The sequence below is a fragment of the Hydrogenophaga sp. OTU3427 genome, assembly GCF_038440225.1.
Lineage (GTDB): Bacteria > Pseudomonadota > Gammaproteobacteria > Burkholderiales > Burkholderiaceae_C > Hydrogenophaga.
The window spans coordinates 1-17,283 of record NZ_JASATI010000032.1; the positions used below are offsets into that span (position 1 = coordinate 1).

General features: G+C 67.7%; 16 protein-coding genes. 9 read left to right on the forward strand and 7 right to left on the reverse strand.

Annotated elements, in window-relative coordinates:
* From AAHB17_RS17010 to AAHB17_RS17020, 3 genes are all read right to left on the reverse strand, one after another.
* The coding region (locus AAHB17_RS17010; protein WP_342131825.1) for a Tar ligand binding domain-containing protein at positions 1–945 on the reverse strand (945 nt) is incomplete at its 3' end.
* The gene (locus tag AAHB17_RS17015) at positions 942–3,887 is read right to left on the reverse strand and encodes a bifunctional diguanylate cyclase/phosphodiesterase (RefSeq protein WP_342131826.1); all 2,946 of its coding nucleotides are present in this window, start codon (positions 3,885–3,887) and stop codon (positions 942–944) included. The genes AAHB17_RS17010 and AAHB17_RS17015, both read right to left, overlap by 4 nt.
* A gap of 3 nt (positions 3,888–3,890) precedes the next feature.
* Positions 3,891–4,385 (reverse strand): chemotaxis protein CheW, encoded by a 495-nt coding sequence (locus AAHB17_RS17020; protein WP_342131828.1) that lies wholly within the window; start codon positions 4,383–4,385, stop codon positions 3,891–3,893.
* 233 nt (positions 4,386–4,618) lie between these two features.
* Between AAHB17_RS17020 and AAHB17_RS17025 the strand changes: the two genes are divergently transcribed.
* Positions 4,619–5,677 carry an AraC family transcriptional regulator gene (locus tag AAHB17_RS17025; protein ID WP_342131830.1) on the forward strand — a complete coding sequence of 353 codons (1,059 nt, stop codon included), beginning with the start codon at positions 4,619–4,621 and terminating at the stop codon, positions 5,675–5,677.
* Here AAHB17_RS17025 and AAHB17_RS17030 read toward each other — a convergent pair.
* Both AAHB17_RS17030 and AAHB17_RS17035 read right to left on the reverse strand, forming a co-directional pair.
* Positions 5,635–7,137: a methyl-accepting chemotaxis protein gene (locus tag AAHB17_RS17030; RefSeq protein ID WP_342131832.1), complete on the reverse strand. Its 1,503-nt coding sequence runs from the start codon at positions 7,135–7,137 to the stop codon at positions 5,635–5,637. The genes AAHB17_RS17025 and AAHB17_RS17030 overlap by 43 nt on opposite strands.
* Positions 7,138–7,143: 6 nt before the next feature.
* Positions 7,144–7,275, reverse strand: coding sequence for a hypothetical protein (locus AAHB17_RS17035; protein ID WP_342131833.1), 132 nt, complete (start codon positions 7,273–7,275; stop codon positions 7,144–7,146).
* Positions 7,276–7,522: 247 nt separating this feature from the next.
* On the opposite strand from AAHB17_RS17035, the gene AAHB17_RS17040 reads away from it, so the two are divergent.
* Positions 7,523–7,753 (forward strand): glycine zipper 2TM domain-containing protein, encoded by a 231-nt coding sequence (locus AAHB17_RS17040; RefSeq protein ID WP_342131834.1) that lies wholly within the window; start codon positions 7,523–7,525, stop codon positions 7,751–7,753.
* 21 nt (positions 7,754–7,774) lie between these two features.
* Here AAHB17_RS17040 and AAHB17_RS17045 read toward each other — a convergent pair whose 3' ends face one another.
* Positions 7,775–8,686, reverse strand: a complete 912-nt coding sequence (locus AAHB17_RS17045; RefSeq protein ID WP_342131836.1) for a LysR family transcriptional regulator — start codon at positions 8,684–8,686, stop codon at positions 7,775–7,777.
* A gap of 143 nt (positions 8,687–8,829) precedes the next feature.
* Between AAHB17_RS17045 and AAHB17_RS17050 the strand changes: the two genes are divergently transcribed.
* The 5 genes from AAHB17_RS17050 (at position 8,830) to AAHB17_RS17070 (ending at position 13,813) form a co-directional block, all read left to right on the forward strand.
* Entirely contained in the window at positions 8,830–9,477 is a 648-nt protein-coding gene (locus AAHB17_RS17050; protein ID WP_342131837.1) for an FMN-dependent NADH-azoreductase, read from the forward strand.
* A 60-nt stretch (positions 9,478–9,537) separates the two neighbouring features.
* Positions 9,538–10,797: a DEAD/DEAH box helicase gene (locus tag AAHB17_RS17055; protein WP_342131838.1), complete on the forward strand. Its 1,260-nt coding sequence runs from the start codon at positions 9,538–9,540 to the stop codon at positions 10,795–10,797.
* Positions 10,798–10,938: 141 nt separating this feature from the next.
* Positions 10,939–11,655: a gluconate 2-dehydrogenase subunit 3 family protein gene (locus tag AAHB17_RS17060; RefSeq protein WP_342131839.1), complete on the forward strand. Its 717-nt coding sequence runs from the start codon at positions 10,939–10,941 to the stop codon at positions 11,653–11,655.
* Between the two features lie 21 nt (positions 11,656–11,676).
* The gene (locus AAHB17_RS17065) at positions 11,677–13,446 is read left to right on the forward strand and encodes a GMC family oxidoreductase (RefSeq protein WP_342131840.1); all 1,770 of its coding nucleotides are present in this window, start codon (positions 11,677–11,679) and stop codon (positions 13,444–13,446) included.
* The gene (locus AAHB17_RS17070; protein WP_342131841.1) at positions 13,439–13,813 is read left to right on the forward strand and encodes a c-type cytochrome; all 375 of its coding nucleotides are present in this window, start codon (positions 13,439–13,441) and stop codon (positions 13,811–13,813) included. Before AAHB17_RS17065 ends, AAHB17_RS17070 begins: the two co-directional genes overlap by 8 nt.
* Positions 13,814–13,828: 15 nt before the next feature.
* On the opposite strand, the gene glmS is transcribed toward AAHB17_RS17070, so the two are convergent.
* Positions 13,829–15,712: a glutamine--fructose-6-phosphate transaminase (isomerizing) gene (gene glmS / locus AAHB17_RS17075; RefSeq protein ID WP_342131842.1), complete on the reverse strand. Its 1,884-nt coding sequence runs from the start codon at positions 15,710–15,712 to the stop codon at positions 13,829–13,831.
* A 139-nt stretch (positions 15,713–15,851) separates the two neighbouring features.
* Here glmS and AAHB17_RS17080 point away from each other — a divergent pair, with 139 nt between their 5' ends.
* The gene (locus AAHB17_RS17080; RefSeq protein WP_342131844.1) at positions 15,852–16,346 is read left to right on the forward strand and encodes an Lrp/AsnC family transcriptional regulator; all 495 of its coding nucleotides are present in this window, start codon (positions 15,852–15,854) and stop codon (positions 16,344–16,346) included.
* A 9-nt stretch (positions 16,347–16,355) separates the two neighbouring features.
* Positions 16,356–17,255, forward strand: a complete 900-nt coding sequence (locus AAHB17_RS17085; RefSeq protein WP_342131845.1) for an EamA family transporter — start codon at positions 16,356–16,358, stop codon at positions 17,253–17,255.
* The last annotated feature ends 28 nt before the right edge of the window (positions 17,256–17,283 follow it).

The following is a 17,283-nucleotide window of genomic DNA, read 5'->3' on the forward strand; positions in this document are numbered from 1 at the left end:
CGCGTTCTGCTTGACGGTGGAGCTGAGTTCCTCCATCGACGCGGCCGTTTCCTCCAGCGCGCTGGCCTGGGCCTCGGTGCGCGCGCTCAGGTCCTGGTTGCCTTCGGCGATCTCGCTGCTGGCGGTGGACACGGCCTCCGAACCCTGGCGCACGGCGCCGACCACGCGGCGCAAACCATCCTGCATGTGGGACAGGGCCTGGAGCAGCAGGGCCACCTCGTCCTTGCCGGAAGTGGTGATGTTGCGCGTGAGGTTGCCCTCGGCCACGGCGCTGGCGGTGTCGATGGCCTCACCCAGGGCACGCGAGATGCCACGCACCAGCATCCAGCCGAAGACCACCGCAAACGCAATGCCCAGCACGATGGCGGCGATGGAGGCCGTCCGGATCGTCTCGTAGCGCTCCACCGCCGCGTTGAACTCCTTTTTGCCTTCGTCAAACTGCAGCTTGACCAAGGCCGAGATGTTGTTGCGCACGGCGTCGTACAGCGTGTCCATCTTCTCCTGGTGCAGCCGCTTCGCGGTCTCCACGTCCTGCTTGCGCAAGGCCTCCTGCATGGGCCGCAGCACCCCGTCCAGAAACTGCACGCGCGACGCCTCGAACGCCTTGGCCAACTGCGCCTCCTCGGGGGTGAGCCGGGTGGCCATGTAGGCGGCCCACACACCGTCGATCTCCTTGACGTTGGCGGCAATGGCCTTGAAGTCGTCGGCCACGCTCTCGGGACGCGAATCGACCAGCGATTCGGTGATGACCATGCGGTTGCGCAGCACCAGGCGCTGCACGTCGGCCAGTTGCCCCACCGGGATCATGCGGTCCACGTACACCGAGTTGAAGGCGGCGTTGGTCGTGCTCATGCCGAACAGGCCTATCGCACCGATGGCGACCAGCAAAGCCGAGAGGACGCCGATCAGGATCAGCAGCCGGGTGGATATCTTGAGGTGGTTCATGATGGCTCCTGGGTGAGAACGGGCGGGGTGGGGAACGATGCACGAGGGCGGTCGGCCAGTTCGTCGACCGGCACCGGCCGGCTGAACAGGTAGCCCTGGAAGGCCGGGCAGCCATGGGCCACGAGGAAGTCCATCTGGGCCTGGGTCTCGACGCCTTCGGCCACGACGCCGAGGTCCAGGCTCTGGGCCAGCGACAGGACGGTGCGCGCGATCGCGGCGCCGTTGGGATCGACCAGCACGTCGCGCACGAAACTCTGGTCGATCTTGAGCTGGTCCAGCGGCAGACGCTTGAGGTAGCCCAGCGACGAATAGCCGGTGCCGAAATCGTCGAGCGAGAAACGCACGCCCAGCACCTGCAGGGCGACCATTTTCTGGACGGTTTCCTCCAGGTCGCTGTGCAGCATGCTTTCGGTCAGCTCCAGGCGCAGCTTGTGCGGGTCGGCCCCGGTTCGCTCCAGCACACGGCGCACCTGATCGACAAAATCCAGGCGGCGGAATTCGCGCGCGCTGACGTTGACCGCCACCGTCCAGCCCGAGCGCTGCGGGTGAGCGGCCCAGGCCACCAGCTGTTGGCAAGCTTGCTCCAGCACCCAACGGCCGATGGCTTCGATCAGTCCGGTCTGTTCGGCCAGCGGGATGAACTGGGCCGGCGACACCATGCCGCGCTGCGGATGGGGCCAGCGCACCAGGGCTTCGACGCCAACACACACACGATCGGCATCCACCACCGGCTGGTAGAACACCCGCAGACCCTGGGACTCGATGGCCTGGCGCAGGTCGGCCAGCAGGCGGGCGCGGGCATTGACCTCGGCCTGCAAGGCCGGATCGAAAAAGACCTGGCGGTCGCGCCCGGCGGCCTTGGCACGGTACAGCGCCATGTCGGCCTGCTTGAGCAGCTCGTCCAGCGGCTCGTCGTCGCCGCGGAACATGACCAGACCGACGCTGGAGGTGGCGTCCACGCTGAGCCCGTTGAAGTGGTAGCGCTCGGACAAGGCCTGCCGGACCTTGTCACCCAGGTCGCCGGCCATGGCGGTGGCGGCGGACAACTCGGTGCCCAGCTCGCCGAGCACCAGCACGAATTCGTCCCCGCCGAGGCGCGCGACGGTGTCGGTCTGGCGCACACAGCCCGCGATGCGCCGGGCCACCTGGCGCAGCAGCTCGTCGCCCTGGTCGTGCCCGAGGGTGTCGTTGACCTCCTTGAAATTGTCCAGGTCCATCAGCACCAGCGCTCCGAACTGCCCGCTGCGGGCCGACGCCAGCAAGGCGAGCTTGAGGCGCTCGTTCATCAGGCGGCGGTTGGCCAGGCCGGTGAGGGCGTCAAAGAAGGCCATGCGCTGCGCCTCGTCCTCGGCCTTCTTGCGCTCGGTGATGTCGGCGCGGATGGCGATGTACTGGACCGGTATGCCGTCGGCACCCACAAAAGGCACGATGGTGGTGTAGACCCAGTAGAGGGAGCCGTCCTTGGCCCGGTTGCAGATTTCGCCATTCCACACCTGGCCGCGCGAAATGGTGCGCCAGAGGTCACCGAAGAAGCCCGACGGGTGGTGCCCCGAATTGATGATGCGGTGGGTCTTGCCGATCAGTTCGCTGCGGGGGTACTGCGAGATGGCGCAGAACTTGTCGTTGACCCGCGTGATGATGCCCCGCGCGTCGGTCACCGCCACGATCGCGTGGGCGTCCAGCGCTGCCTTGAGTTCGGACACTTCACGCAGCGACTCGGTCAGGCGCTGGTTGCTGCGCTTGAGCTCGGAGGTGTCGCTGATGATGGACAGGGCGCCGACGATGTGGCCGTTCTCGTCCCGGTCGGGCACCATGAGCGTGGCGACGCTGACCGGCTGGTCCTGTCGGTTGACGGTGTTCACCTCGAACTCGCTGCGTTGCCCGCTCAAGGCCCGCTGGACATGGGGCCGCACGAGCGCCTGCAGATCGGGCGACAGCACGTCGTCGATGTGGTGGCCGACGATTTCGTCCACCGGCAGGCCGATGTGGTGAGCCTGCGACGAGTTCACGTAGCGGTAGTGCAGTTGCGAATCCAGGCGCGACACGCCCACCGGCACGTTGCGCAACATGGTCTCCAGCTCCGTCTGCTGGCGCCGCAGGCGCTGTTCGGCGTCGCTCAGACGCTGGTAGGGTTCGTGCACGCCGGCCAGGAAGGTGGCACGGTAGATGAAGGCAAAGGCCGCGATCTTGAACACATGGCCAACCACATTGAGGAAGTCCGACGGCGTGACGTAGCTGGTGAAGCACAGTTCACCCACGCCCATGACAAAGGCGGCCGCGCCCAGCCACAGGAAACGGGTGTCGGCGCGGCGTTGACCGAGCCCGAACAGGACCGCCGCCGCCGCCAGGTTGGCGCCGCACAGCACGTACTCGAACACCGCCTTGAACGGGGTCACGCCGATGCCGGGCACAAACGTGGCGGGGAAGCCCTCCAGGAGAAAGGTGCCGAAAACGAACAGCCCCAGGTTGACGAGCAGGCCCCAGGTCAGCCACAACACACGTGAACCGCTCAAACGCACCTGCAGGGCCACCAGCCACACCGCCAGCACCTCGAAGCTGCGGCCCATCAGCCAGAAGAAGATCGCCTTGGGCGTGCTGCTGTCGGTGATCAGCGAGGGCATGCCGGCGTACGTCAGCGCATGCAGCAGGTCGGCGCCGGCCACCACGGTGAAGCCGAACACCAGCACGTTGGACATGCCCGCGCCCGATCCGCTGAGGGTGTGCCAGGCCATGGACACCACCATCATCGAGATCACCACCGAAAACAGCTCCAGCAGCAGGTGCACCGACAGCAGGTCGCCCTGCCGGGAGACGAACAGGGGCACCGGCGGCATCATCAACACCAGCACCAGCAGCAACACCGAGCCCAGGCAGACGCCCGCTGCCCATTGGCGCTGCCGGGCCAGGGTGGACGGGGTCCGCGGGGCGGCTTCGGCGGTCATGGATCAGGTGGCAACGGCTTCCAGCAAACCCAGTTCATCGCTGGACATCAGGCGTTCGATGTCGACCAGGATCAGCATGCGCTGCACATCGCCCTGCGTCAGCGTGGCGATGCCGGTCACATAGGCGGTGTCGATGCCGCTGGCCAGCTGGGGCGGCGGCTTGATCTGCTCGGCCGTCAGGGCGATGACGTCCGACACCGAGTCGACCACGATGCCGATCACGCGCTTGCCGATGTTGAGCACGATGGTGGCGGTGATCTCGTTGTAGCTGGGCTCCTGCGCGAACTTGATGCGCAGGTCCACGATGGGCACGATGACACCGCGCAGGTTGACCACGCCTTTCATGAACGGCGGTGAATTGGCGATGCGTGTCGGTTCCTGGTAGCCGCGGATTTCCTGCACGGTGAGGATGGGAATGCCGTATTCCTCGCGCCCCAGGCGGAAACTGAGGTACTCACCCGCACTGGCTTGCGGGGCGGCCGTGGTTTGTGTGTTCATGGGCGTTGCATGTGGGTCGACGCTCCCCGGCGGGCGATGTGCCGCAGTGTGCGCCTTTTGGGCATCAGCGCTGTTGTTTGCTTCATACGTTACAAGCAGGGCGACAAATAGACAAACAATTTGCGTCAAAATGAATATCAAATGCCATGGTGTGTCCATAAATTCCAGGCCTCCTGGAGCAAATTGAATACCTGCGCGGCCACGGCCGCGTGGCAGGACACCGGTGGCTCGCCGTGAAACGCGCCTGTTTTCACCCGGCCTACCTGCGCAAGCTCTGCCAGCGGGCCAGCGACGAAGGGCATGACCCGGCCACCTTGCTGCGCCGCACCGGCATGGCCTGGGCCGAGCTGCAGGGCCGCGAGAGCTTTCTCTCCTTCGACGAAGGGCGGCTGGTGATCCTGGCCTGCCAGGCGGCCATCGGGCGCCCGACGCTGGCGCTGGAGCAAGGCCGCTCCACCCAGCTCTCGGACCACGGCAGCCTGGGGCTGCTGATGGCGTCCAGCGCCCACCTGCGCGATGCACTGCTGGCGTTCAACCATTTCAGCAACCTGCGCACCGGTGTCACCGAGGACCTGGTGCGTTTCGAGGACCGTGGCGCCTGGGTGGTCTGCGCCCCGCGTTTCCCGCTGGGCGACATCAAGGCCTTCACCATGGACCACCTGGCGGGCACGCTGAGCCGCATCTTCTCCGCACTCTCGGGCAGCACGCTCGACAGCGTGCACCTGGAGCTGCCCTGGCAGCCGCCGCCCTGGCGCCATGCGTACCACGCGCTGGCCGGCACCGTGCGCTTTGGCGCCAACCGCATGGCCTTCTGGCTGCCCGCCAGCCTGCTGGACAGGCCCTGCCACACAGCGTCGCGTTCGCTCTTCAGCGACGCCTGGCAGCTCTGCGATCTGCAGGTCAAACGCTTGTCACAGGTGGCCACACTGAGTGAAACCTTGCACCACACCCTGCTCTACAGCGAGGGCGACTGGCCGGGCGAGGCGCAACTGGCCGCGCAGCTGGGGATGTCGCGCAGCACGCTGGTGCGCCGGCTGCAAAAAGAAGGCAGCAGCTACCGGCGGCTGCTGGAAGACGTGCGCAAGCAGCGCGCCATGCGCCAACTGCGCCAGGGCGGCCAGTCGGTGAGCGAAATCGCCTACCGCCTGGGCTACACCAGCGAATCCAACTTCGGCCGCTCGTTCAAGCGCTGGCTGGGCATGACCCCCAACGCATTCCGCAACATGCCAGCCGAGCCCGAGCGCACCGCTCAGGCGGGTGCCGACAGCCGCAAGGACGTGACGCCGTCGTAGGCCGCCGCCTGGGCGCCCCGGCGCGGCGGCGCGCCCGGCGTGGCGCCATGGGAGGCGTCCAGCCGGAACACCGAGACCGCATGCACCAGTTCGGCCGCCTGAGACTGCAGGCCGGCCGCCGCGGCCGCGATCTCCTCCACCAGGGCCGCGTTCCGCTGCGTGGCCTGGTCCATCTGTGTCACCGCCGAACCCACCTGACTCACACCGGCGCTTTGCTCGGCGCTGGCGGCGCTGATGTCCTCCATGAGGGTGGTCACGCGCCGGATGGCCGACACGATCTCGCCCATGGTGCCACCGGCCTGATCCACCAGCCGGTTGCCCTGTGCCACGCGGTCGGCGCTGGTCGTGATCAGACCCTTGATCTGCTTGGCCGCCTCGGCGCTGCGCTGGGCCAGGCTGCGCACCTCGCCGGCCACCACCGCGAAACCCCGGCCCTGTTCACCCGCGCGAGCGGCCTCCACCGCCGCGTTCAGCGCCAGGATGTTGGTCTGGAAGGCGATGCCGTCGATGGTGCCGATGATGTCGGCGATCTGCTTGCTGCTGTCCGAGATGGCCAGCATGGTGCTGACCACCTGGTCCACCACCTCGCCGCCCTGGACGGCCAGGCTGGACGCCGACTGCGCCAGGCCGCTGGCGGCGCGGGCGTTTTCCGCGTTCTGGTTGACCGTGGTGGCCAACTGCTCCATGGACGCCGCCGTCTGCTCCAGCGCGCTGGCCTGCTGTTCGGTGCGGCCGGACAGGTCGCCGTTGCCCGAGGCGATCTCGGCGCTGGCGCTGGCCACGCGCTCGGCGCCCTGGCGCACGGCGCTCACCGATGCGGCCAGGCGCGCAGTCATGGTGCCCAGGGCCGCCAAGGTGCTGCCCGTATCGCCCGGGCGCAGGGCCATGGACACCGCCAGGTCGCCACCGGCCACGGCATCGGCCACGCGCTTGAGTTCACCGGGATCGGCGCCCAGCTGGCGCGTGACACGGCGCAGGTAGAAGGACAGGCCCACCAGGCCCAGCGCCACCAGCAGCACCGCGGCGATCACGGTGTTGCGGCTCATGTCGGCCAGATTCTGGATCTCGTCGATGCGCAGGGCCAGCCGCTCGCCCTGGCGCTTTTTCTCCGTGCCCAGCGGCGTGAGCAAGCGGTTGCTCGCCGGGATGGTCTTGTCGACCAGGAAGGCAAAGGCCTCGTCCTTCTTGCCCGCCTCGATGAGGGCGGCGTTGGCCTCGCCCTGCTTCCAGAATTCGTCCATCAGGGCCGGCAGCGGCGCGAAGGCCTTGCGCCCGTCCTCGTCGACCATGCCCTGGCCAAACTTGTCGAGCCGGTCGCGCAGCAGCGTCTTCTTGGCCGCCACGTCGGTCAGCGCGGTGCTCAGTTCCTCGACGTTGCGCGCCAGGATGGCGTGGCGCAGTTGCAGGGCGGTGCGGGTCACGTTCAGCTCCAGTTCACCGATCAGCATGAGCTGGGGCACGTTGGTCTAGTTGATGCGGTCGGCCGCGACCGACAACCTCGCCATCATCAGCCACACGATGCCGGCGGCCACCAGCAACAAGGCGATCAGGGCGCCACTGGTCAGGGTCAGGCGCTGCGCCAACGAGGTTCGGTTCATGGGGCTCTCCATGGTGGATTCGGCGTGGTGGCACGCCCCCGTTTTGGGGTTCAACCCATCATGCCACCGGCGGCATCGGCGTGAACGCAGCGGCACAAATGTAAAAAACGTCCAACCCGAACAGATTGCGCACACAAAGGTCTACACAAGAAACACATTCACACAGTTGCACGCCCCCCATCCGTGACAATCGCCGCACACGGGGCTTGCACCGTCTGTGGCGCCCCGGCTTCACCACCCACACGCCATGAAACACCACCTCCGCCTCATCACCGCCATCACGGCCCTTGCACTGCTGTCCACCTTGTCGGGCTGCTCCAACCTCTCCCGCCGCCAGCAGAACGCCGCCATCGGCGCCGGCGTCGGCGCCATCGGTGGCTCCATCCTGACCGGCGGCAGCACCCTGGGCACCCTGGGCGGTGCGGCCATCGGCGGCGTCATCGGCCACGGCGCCGACAGCGGCCGCGGCGGCCGCTGAGCACCGGTTCAGGGACAGAAGTCAATCCTTGGGCCGGCCACCCGGCTCGATGTGCTCGCCCAGAAAGTCGAGGAACTTGCGCACCGCCGGCACCAGACCACGCCGTGACGGAAACACAGCATGAAAGATGCCCTGCCGTGGCGCCCAGCCCGGCAGCAGCTGCACCAACCGGCCGGCCTGCAGGTCGGGCAGGCACATGTAATCGGGCAGCACCGCCACACCGGTGCCGGCCCGTGCCGCGCACAACAGGGTCAGCAAATCGTCGGCCACACAGCGCGGCCGGTGTTCCAGGACATGGGTGGCCCCATCGGGGCCCAGCAAATGCCACACGGCCCGTCCCCCAGGGGCCGACATGGCGACCGTGTCCATGCCGTGCAGGTCGGCCACGCTGCGTGGCGTGCCCTGGCGCGCCAGCTGCGCCGGCCCGGCCACCAGCAGCGCCTGCGTGGCGCCGAAATTCTTCACCACCAGGCTGCCGCTGTCGTCCAGGGTCTGGCGCACCCGCAACGCGACGTCGAAACCCTCCTCGATCAGGTCGACCGCGCGGTTGCTCACCTGCATGTCCACCGTGACCAGCGGATAGCGCGCCAGGAACTGCGGCAGGATGGGGCCCACCGTGGTTTGCGCCAGGGTCACCGGACAGGCGACCCGCACGGTGCCGCGCGGTTCGGTCTGCGCATGGGCCACGGCCTCGTCGGCGGCCAGCGCGTTGTCCCGCATGGCCACGCAATGGCGGTGGTACTGCTCGCCGACGGCGGTGAGCGAGAGCTTGCGGGTGCTGCGCTGCAGCAGGCGCACCCCCAGCCGCGTCTCCAGTTCGGCCACCCGGCGCGACAGCCGCGACTTCGGGATGCCCAGCGCCCGGCCGGCGGCGGCAAAGCCCCCGCGGTCCACCACCTCGGCGAAATACATCAGGTCGTTCAGGTCCTGCATCGCGCTGTTCCCAGGGTTTGTATTTAGTTAACTGTCCTACTGATGGAACGATGTATTGCATTTTGACCGACTTATCGAAAATTGCATCCATCGCCACAATTGATCCATCGCTGCACCTCGCAGCACCAACCAAGGATCACGCCATGAAACTGCTTCACATCGACGCCAGCGTGCTGGGCGCCAACTCCGTTTCCCGTCAACTGACCGCCGACACCGTGGCGCAGTGGGTGGCCAGCCACCCCGGCACCCAGGTCGAGTACCTGGATCTGGCCGTCGACGCCCCCACCCACCTGTCGGCCGAATCGTTGGGCTTTCGCCTGCCGGCCGGCGCCGACCTGAGCGAGGCGCAGCAACGCGAGAACGCGGTCTCCGAGGCCCTGGTGTCCCAGTTCCTCGCCGCCGACGTGATCGTGGTCGGCGCACCGCTCTACAACTTCTCCGTCCCCAGCCAGCTCAAGGCCTGGATCGACCGCGTGGCCCAGGTCGGCCGCACCTTCAAGTACACCGACAAGGGCCCCGTGGGCCTGGCCGGCGGCAAGACGGTGATCGTGGCCTCCACCCGTGGCGGCGCCTACTCCACCAGCGAAGGCGGCCGGGCGATGGAACACCAGGAAAGCTACCTGCAGGTGGTGTTCGGCTTCTTCGGCATCACCGACGTGCGCTTCGTGCGCGCCGAAGGTCTGGCCATGGGCGACGCCGCCCGCACCCAGGCCCTGAGCGCCGCCCAGGTGGACATCAAGGCCCACACCGCCACGGCGGCCAACGAAGCCGCCGCCCGCGCGGTGGCCTGAAGCCCCACGGGCCGTGGTCCGGGGCGCGCCGCTACACTGCAGCGCTACCCGGACCATTCCATGCCTTTTCTCTCCCTGGGCCTCGCGCCCACCCTGGCCCACGCCGCGCAGGCGCTGGGCTTTGTCGCGCCCACCCCCATCCAGACCCTGGCCATCCCGGCCGCGCTGACCGGCGCCGACCTGCTGGCCACCGCCCAGACCGGTTCGGGCAAGACAGCCAGCTACGTGCTGCCGCTGCTGCAGGCCTTCGTTCAGTTGCCCCCGCAATCGCCCCGGCGCACGCGCGCGTTGGTGCTGGTGCCCACACGCGAACTGGCCGCCCAGGTGGGCGAGGTGGTGCGCAGCCTGGCCCAGCACATGGCGCAGCGGGCGCCCGAGCGCCCGCGTGTCGCGGTGCTGTTTGGCGGCGTCTCCATCAACCCGCAGCTGATGGCCCTGCGTGGCGGCGCCGACGTGGTGGTGGCCACGCCCGGCCGCCTGCTGGACGTGGTGCAGCACAACGCGCTCAAGCTGGACCGGGTGCAGACCCTGGTGCTGGACGAGGCCGACCGCCTGCTGGACCTGGGCTTCGCCGATGAGCTGCAGCGTGTGCTGGCCCTGCTGCCCACACCCCGGCAAAACCTGTTTTTCTCGGCCACCTTCCCCGACGCCGTGCAGGCCCTGGCCGCCGGCCTGCTGCGCCTGCCGCAGCGCATCGACGTGCCGGCCGACGACAACGTCGCACCGCTGGTGACGCAGCGCGCCATCCAGGTCGACACCACGCGCCGCACCCAGCTGCTGCGCCACCTGATCGAGACCGAGGGCTGGCCACGGGTGCTGGTCTTCGTGGCCACCCAGCACGCCGCCACCACGGTGGCGGGCAAGCTCAACCGGGGCGACTGCTACGCCACGCCCTTCCACGGCGGCCTGAGCCAGGGCGCGCGGCAGGAGGTGCTGGAGGAGTTCAAGGAACACCGCTGGAACGTGGTCGTGACCACCGACCTGGCCGCGCGTGGCATCGACATCGAGGCCATGCCGGTGGTGGTCAACTACGACCTGCCCCGCTCGGCCGTGGACCACGTGCACCGCATCGGCCGCACCGGGCGCGCGGGCGTGGAAGGCCTGGCCGTGAGCTTCGTCACCGCCGCCAGCCTGGCGCACTGGCAACTGATCCAGAAGCGCCAGGGCATGAGCCTGCCGCTGGAGACGCTGCCCGGCTTCGAACCCACCGAAACACCCCCACCACCCGCCCCGGGCAACGGCGGCATCAAGGGCACACGCCCGAGCAAAAAAGACAAACTGCGCGCGGCCGCCGCCGCACGCGGCACCGGCCAGGGCTGACCCAGGAACGGCTCCTCGGCGACCCCGCGAGGGGGTGTGGCCCAGGCGCTTTGGGTGTTCCCAAATGCGGAATCGTGGAGCTCGAATAAGGAACGACATACAGTCGATCCGAGCCCCACGACAACACCTGGAGACACACGCATGGACCGCCCCCCGCAGGACAACCGGCGCCGCACCTTCTTGCTTCGTTCCGCCGCCGGTGCCGCATCGGCCGCCGCGCTGGCCGTGCCACAAGGCGCGCAGGCACAGGTGGCGGCAACCGCTTCCGCCGCACCGGCCCCCGTGGGCTACCGCTGGCTGCTGCCCTCCGAACAGGGTTTTGTGGAGGCGCTGGTCAACCACATGTGCCCGGCCGACAGCCACAGCCCCAACGGCATGGACATGGGCCTGCACATCTACTTTGACCAGGCGCTCGCGGGCGAGTGGGGCCAGGGCGCCCGCCTCTACCTCAAGGGCCCGTTCATCAAGGGCACGGCCAACCAGGGTTACCAGCTGGGCCTGACGCCGGCGCAGCTGTTCCGCGCGGGCACCGAAGGCCTGGTCCTTTACTGCGCCAAGCAATACGGGAAAGCTTTCGAAAGCCTGAGCCCCGCCGACAAGGACGCGGTGCTGCAGGGCCTGCAGGCCAACCGCATCACGCTGCCCAACGAGGTGCCCGCCAACACCTACTTCGCCCACCTCTACCAGCTGTTCGTCGAAGGCATGTTCTCCGACCCGGTCTACGGCGGCAACCGCAACAAGATGGGCTGGAAGATGATCGGCTACCCCGGCGTGTCCACCAACAACCGGCAGAACATCGTCCGCTTCAAGAACCGGCCCTACCAGGTCGAGCCGACCAGCATCGCCGACATGAGCTGAGCACCGCCACAAGGACACAACATGAAAAACCTCAAGGAAGTCGATGTGGTGCTCGTGGGCGCTGGCTGGACCGGCGGCATTCTGGGCAAGGAACTCTCGGAGGCCGGCCTGCGGGTCGTCTGCCTCGAACGTGGCGGTCCACGCAACCCGGCCGATGATTTCACCGTGCCGCGCATGCGCGACGAACTGGCCCTGGCGCAACGGCACAGCATGATGGTCGACCCCAACGACCAGACCGAGACCATACGCAACCACGCCACCGAAACCGCCCTGCCCTACCGCCGGCTGGGCTCTTACCTCATGGGCACGGGGGTGGGCGGTGCCAGCACGCACTGGAACGGTCACACCTGGCGCTGGAACAACACGGACCTCAAGATCCGCAGCATGTACGAGGAAAAGTACGGCAAGAAATTCATCCCAGAGGACATGGGCATCCAGGACTGGGGCGTGAGCTACGAGGAGCTTGAGCCCTATTACGACAAGTTCGAAAAAGTCGCGGGCATCTCCGGCAAGGCCGGCAACATCCGCGGCCGCAAGGACAAGACGGGCAACCTGCACGAGGCCCCCCGATCCGACGAGTACCCCCTGCCGCCGCTGGAGAAAAGCCTGGCCGGGGAACTGTTCGAAGCCGCCGCCACGGCCAAGGGCTACAACGCCTTTCCGCGCCCGACCGCCAACGCCTCGCGCGCCTACACCAACCCCGACGGCGCCAAGTTCGGCGAATGCCAGTACTGCGGCCACTGCGAGCGATTTGGCTGCGAGGCCAACGCCAAGGGCGGCGCCCACATGACGGTGCTGCCGGCCGCGCAGAAGCAGCCGACCTTCGAGCTGCGCACCCACGCCTGGGTGACCAAGGTGCTGCGCGACGCCTCGGGCCGCAAGGCCACCGGCGTGGTCTACACCCACATCGTGACGGGCGAGGAATACTTCCAGCCGGCCAGCGTGGTGGTGCTGTGTGCCTACGCCATCAACAACGTGCACCTGATGATGGTCTCGGGCATCGGCGAGATCTACAACCCGCAGACCGGCAAGGGCCTGCTGGGCAAGAACTACTGCTACCAGACGGGCGCGGGCGCGACGCTGTTCTTCGAGGACAAGCTGTTCCACCCCTACTTCGCCACCGGTGGCATCGGCATGACCATCGACGACTTCTTCGCCAACTGGGACTTCGACCGAGCGCCCCACGGCTTCATCGGCGGCTCCACCATCGGCGCCGGCATGTTCGGCGGCCGCCCCATCCAGTACCGCCCGCTGCCCCCCGGCACACCGGCCTGGGGCAGCCAGTGGAAGGCGGAAACCGCCAAGTGGTACGAGCGGGCCATGGGCATAGGCGCCAGCGGCAGTGTCATGCCCAACCGGGGCAACTTCCTCGACCTCGACCCCACCTACACCAACCGCTTCGGCCAGCCCCTGGTGCGCATGACCTTCGAATACAAGGACAACGAGAAGAAGACCTCGGCCCACGCGGCCCAGGTCATCAACGAGCTGGCCGAGTCGATGAAACCCGCCAAGCTGATCCGGGCCACCACCCGCAACAGCTGGAATTCCGTGCCCTACCAGAGCACACACAACACCGGCGGCACGATCATGGGCACCAACCCCGCCACGTCGGTGACCAACAAATACGGCCAGGTCTGGGGCGTGGACAACCTGTTCATCACGGGGGCATCGCTGTTCCCGCACAACTCGGCCTACAACCCGACCGGTCCGGTGGGCGCCCTCGCCTACTTCGCGGCCGACATCATCAAGAACGTCTATGTCAAGAAACCCGGGAAACTGGTCGATGCGTAAGTGGAAACACCTCGGACACTGGGCCGCCCTGGCCTGCCTGCCCCTGGCCGCGCAGGCCCAGGTGGCGGCAGCGCCCAAAGCCTTCGAAACCTGCGTGGCCTGCCACAGCTTCAAGGCCGGCGAACACCTCAACGGCCCCAGCCTGCACCAGCTGATCCAGCGGCGCGCGGGTTCGGTCGAAGGCTTTCGCTATTCCGGCCCGATGAAACGCAGCAGCGTGGTCTGGGACGCCGCCAGCCTGCGCGACTTCCTCAAGAACCCACAAGCCCTGATGCCCGGCAACCGCATGCCCTACTCGGGCACGGACAACAACGCCGAGCTCGACGAGTTGGTGGCGTTTCTGGTCAGGGTGGGTGGGCAGCCCTGAGCGATCACGCCCAGCTCATTCCACGGTCACGCTTTTCGCCAGGTTCCTCGGCTTGTCCACGTCCGTTCCACGCGCCAGCGCGGTGTGGTAAGCCAGCAGTTGCAGCGGCACCACGTGCAGCAGGGGGCTGAGCTGGCCGTAGTGTTCGGGCATGCGGATGACGTGCAGGCCTTCGCTGCTCTGGATGTGGGTGTCGGCGTCGGCCAGAACGTACAACACACCGCCGCGCGCGCGCACTTCCTGCATGTTGCTCTTGAGCTTTTCAAGCAGGGTGTCATTGGGGGCGACGGTGACGACGGGCATCTCACTGGTGACCAGGGCCAGGGGGCCGTGTTTGAGTTCACCGGCGGGGTAGGCCTCGGCGTGGATGTAGCTGATTTCCTTGAGCTTGAGCGCGCCTTCGAGGGCGATGGGATAGTGCAGGCCACGGCCCAGGAACAGCGCGTTCTCCTTGCGCGCGAACTGTTCGGCCCAGCCCACCAGCTGCGGCTCCAGCGCCAGCACGGCCTGCAGGGCCACGGGCAGGTGGCGCATGGCGCGCAGGTGCTCGGCCTCCTGTGCCTCGGTGAGGCGGCCCTTGGCCTGGGCCAGCGCCAGGGTCAGCAGGAACAGCCCGGCGAGCTGGGTGGTGAAGGCCTTGGTGCTGGCCACACCGATCTCGACCCCGGCGCGGGTGATGTAGGCCAGCTTGCACTCGCGCACCATGGCGCTGGTGGCCACGTTGCACACGGTCAGCGTCTGCGTGAGGCCCAGGCTTTGTGCGTGGCGCAGGGCGGCCAGGGTGTCGGCGGTCTCGCCGCTCTGGCTGATGGTGACGACCAGGGTGCGCGGCTCGGGCACGCTGGTGCGGTAGCGGTATTCGCTGGCCACCTCCACCTGGGTGGGCACGCCGGCTATGCCTTCGAGCCAGTACTTGGCCACGCAGCCGCTGTAGTAGCTGGTGCCGCAGGCCAGGATGAGCACGCGGTCGATGTCCTTGAACACCCGCCAGGCGGCTTCGCCCGGCTGCCCGTCGGGACCGATGCCGTCGAACAGCTCGGGGGCGATGCCGGCCACGCCCTGGAGCGTGTCGGCGATGGCGCGCGGCTGCTCGAAGATTTCCTTCTGCATGTAGTGCCGGTATGGGCCCAGCTCGGCCGCGCCGCTGTGGGCGCGCACGGTCTTCACCGGGCGCTGCTCGGGCGTGTAGGGACGGCCCTGCATGTTGGTGATCCAGTGGCGGCCCAGCTGCAGGTCGGCAACGTCGCCTTCTTCCAGGTAGACGATCTGGTCGGTCACGCCGACCAGGGCCATGGCGTCGCTGGCCAGGTAGTGTGAACCGTCGGCCCCCACGCCCAGCACCAGCGGCGAACCGGCACGGGCGCCCACCACGCGCTGCGGTTCGTCCTTGTGAAACACGGCCACCGCGTAGGCGCCGTGCAGCCGCGCCACGGCGGCCAACACCGCCTGCGCCAAGTCACCGTCGTAAAGCGCATCCACCAAGTGGGCGATGACCTCGGTGTCGGTCTGGCTGGTGAACACGTAGCCCTTGGCCTGCAGCTCGGCGCGCAAGGCCTCGTGGTTTTCGATGATGCCGTTGTGCACCAGGGCCACTCGGGCGGGGCGGGCCTCGGCGTCGCCGGGGCCGTGGCTGAAGTGGGGATGGGCGTTGTGCACCACCGGTGCGCCATGGGTGGCCCAGCGGGTGTGGGCGATGCCGGTGCCGGCGGCCAGGGCCTCACGTGCCACCTGGGCCTGCAGTTCGGCCACGCGCGCGGTGCTGCGGCTGCGCTGCAGACCACCGCCCGTGTGCACGGCCACGCCGCAGGAGTCGTAGCCCCGGTATTCGAGGCGTTGCAGGCCTTGCACGAGGACCGGAACGATGTTGTGCGCGGAGACCGCGCCGACGATGCCACACATGTTGAAAGCCTTGCCGGTGTTCGAAGTGCCCAGATGTTAGGCAAGTCAAAAGGAAATTATTTAACTATTTTTACTTGTTTTTGATGGTTTATTTCATTATCATAGGTTGGTGTATTTTTATTCCATTTAAATAGAGTTTATGGAATCATTGGACCTTGACGACACCGACCTGCGCCTGCTGGACCTGCTGCAGCGGGACGCTTCGCGCTGCAACAATGCTTTGGCTGAGCTGGCCAAGGTGTCGCCGCCCACCAGCCTGCGCCGCATCAAGCGCCTGCGCGAGCTGGGGGTGATCGAGCGCGACATCGCCCTGCTCAACCCCGACCGCCTGGCCCCCGTCCTGGGCCATGGCCTGACCGCCCTGGTCGAGATCAGCCTGGACCAGCAGAGCAGCGAGGCGCTGGACCGCTTCGAGGCCCGCGTGGTGGCCGATGACGCCGTGCAGCAGTGTTACCGCGTGAGCCCAGGCCCCGATTTCATGCTGGTGCTGCACTGCGCCGACATGCCGGCCTACTTGGCGCTGACCCAGCGGCTGTTCACCGCCGACGCCAACGTGCGCAACGTCAAGGCCTTCTTCAGCGTCAAGCGGGCCAAGTTCGCGCCCAGCCTGCCACTGAACCGATCCCCCCACTGAGTCTTCCGCATGCCCGCCCTGTTTCCCCGCCACGTCGCCATCGCCATCATCATGGGCGTGGCCTGCGCCTTCGCCGCCAACCACGTCGCCGCGCGTTTCGCCTTCGACCACGGCGCCGGTCTGCTGCTGGCCATCCTGTGCCGTTCGGGCGCCACCCTGCTGGTCCTGGCCGGCCTGGTGTGGTGGCAGCGCGAATCGCTGCGGCTGCCGCCCGGCACCGCGCGCTGGCAACTGCTGCTGGGCCTTCTGATCGCCGTGCAAAGCCTCTGCCTGTATTCGGCCGTGGCGCGCATCCCGGTGGCGCTGGCGCTGCTGATCGGCAACACCTTTCCCATCCTGCTCGCGCTCATCACCTGGGTACTGGGCGGGCCACCACCCAGCAAGCGCACCGCCGCCATCATGGCCGTGTGCCTGGTGGGCCTGGTGCTGGTTCTGGACCTGCCCACCCGCCTGGCCGGGGTGGATGGCAGCGATCCCCGCTGGTGGGCCGGCGTGGGTTTTGCCATGGTGGCCGCCACCGTGTTCGCGTTCGCCCTGTGGCTCACCGACCACAAGCTCAAGGCCTTGCGTGGCCCCGTGCGCAGCTTCATGACCATGGCCATCGTGTTCAGCAGCATGGCACTGGCCGGTGCGGCGGGCCTGGTGCCCGGCGGCATGAGCTGGCCGCAGGGCACGCCGGGTTGGCTGGGCCTGGTCTGCCTGATGCTGCTCTACGGCGTCGCCTTCAGCGTGTTGTTTCTGAGCTTGCCGCGCCTGAACATGGCCGAGAACGCACCGGTGATGAACATCGAGCCCGTGGCATCGCTGCTGCTGGGCTGGCTGATCCTGGGCCAGACCCTGGCGCCCGTCCAGCTGCTGGGCGGCGCCGTGGTGCTGTCGGGCATTGTCTGGCTGGCCAGGGGCAAATAACCCCCCGCGCCGCTTCGCGCCCCCAGGG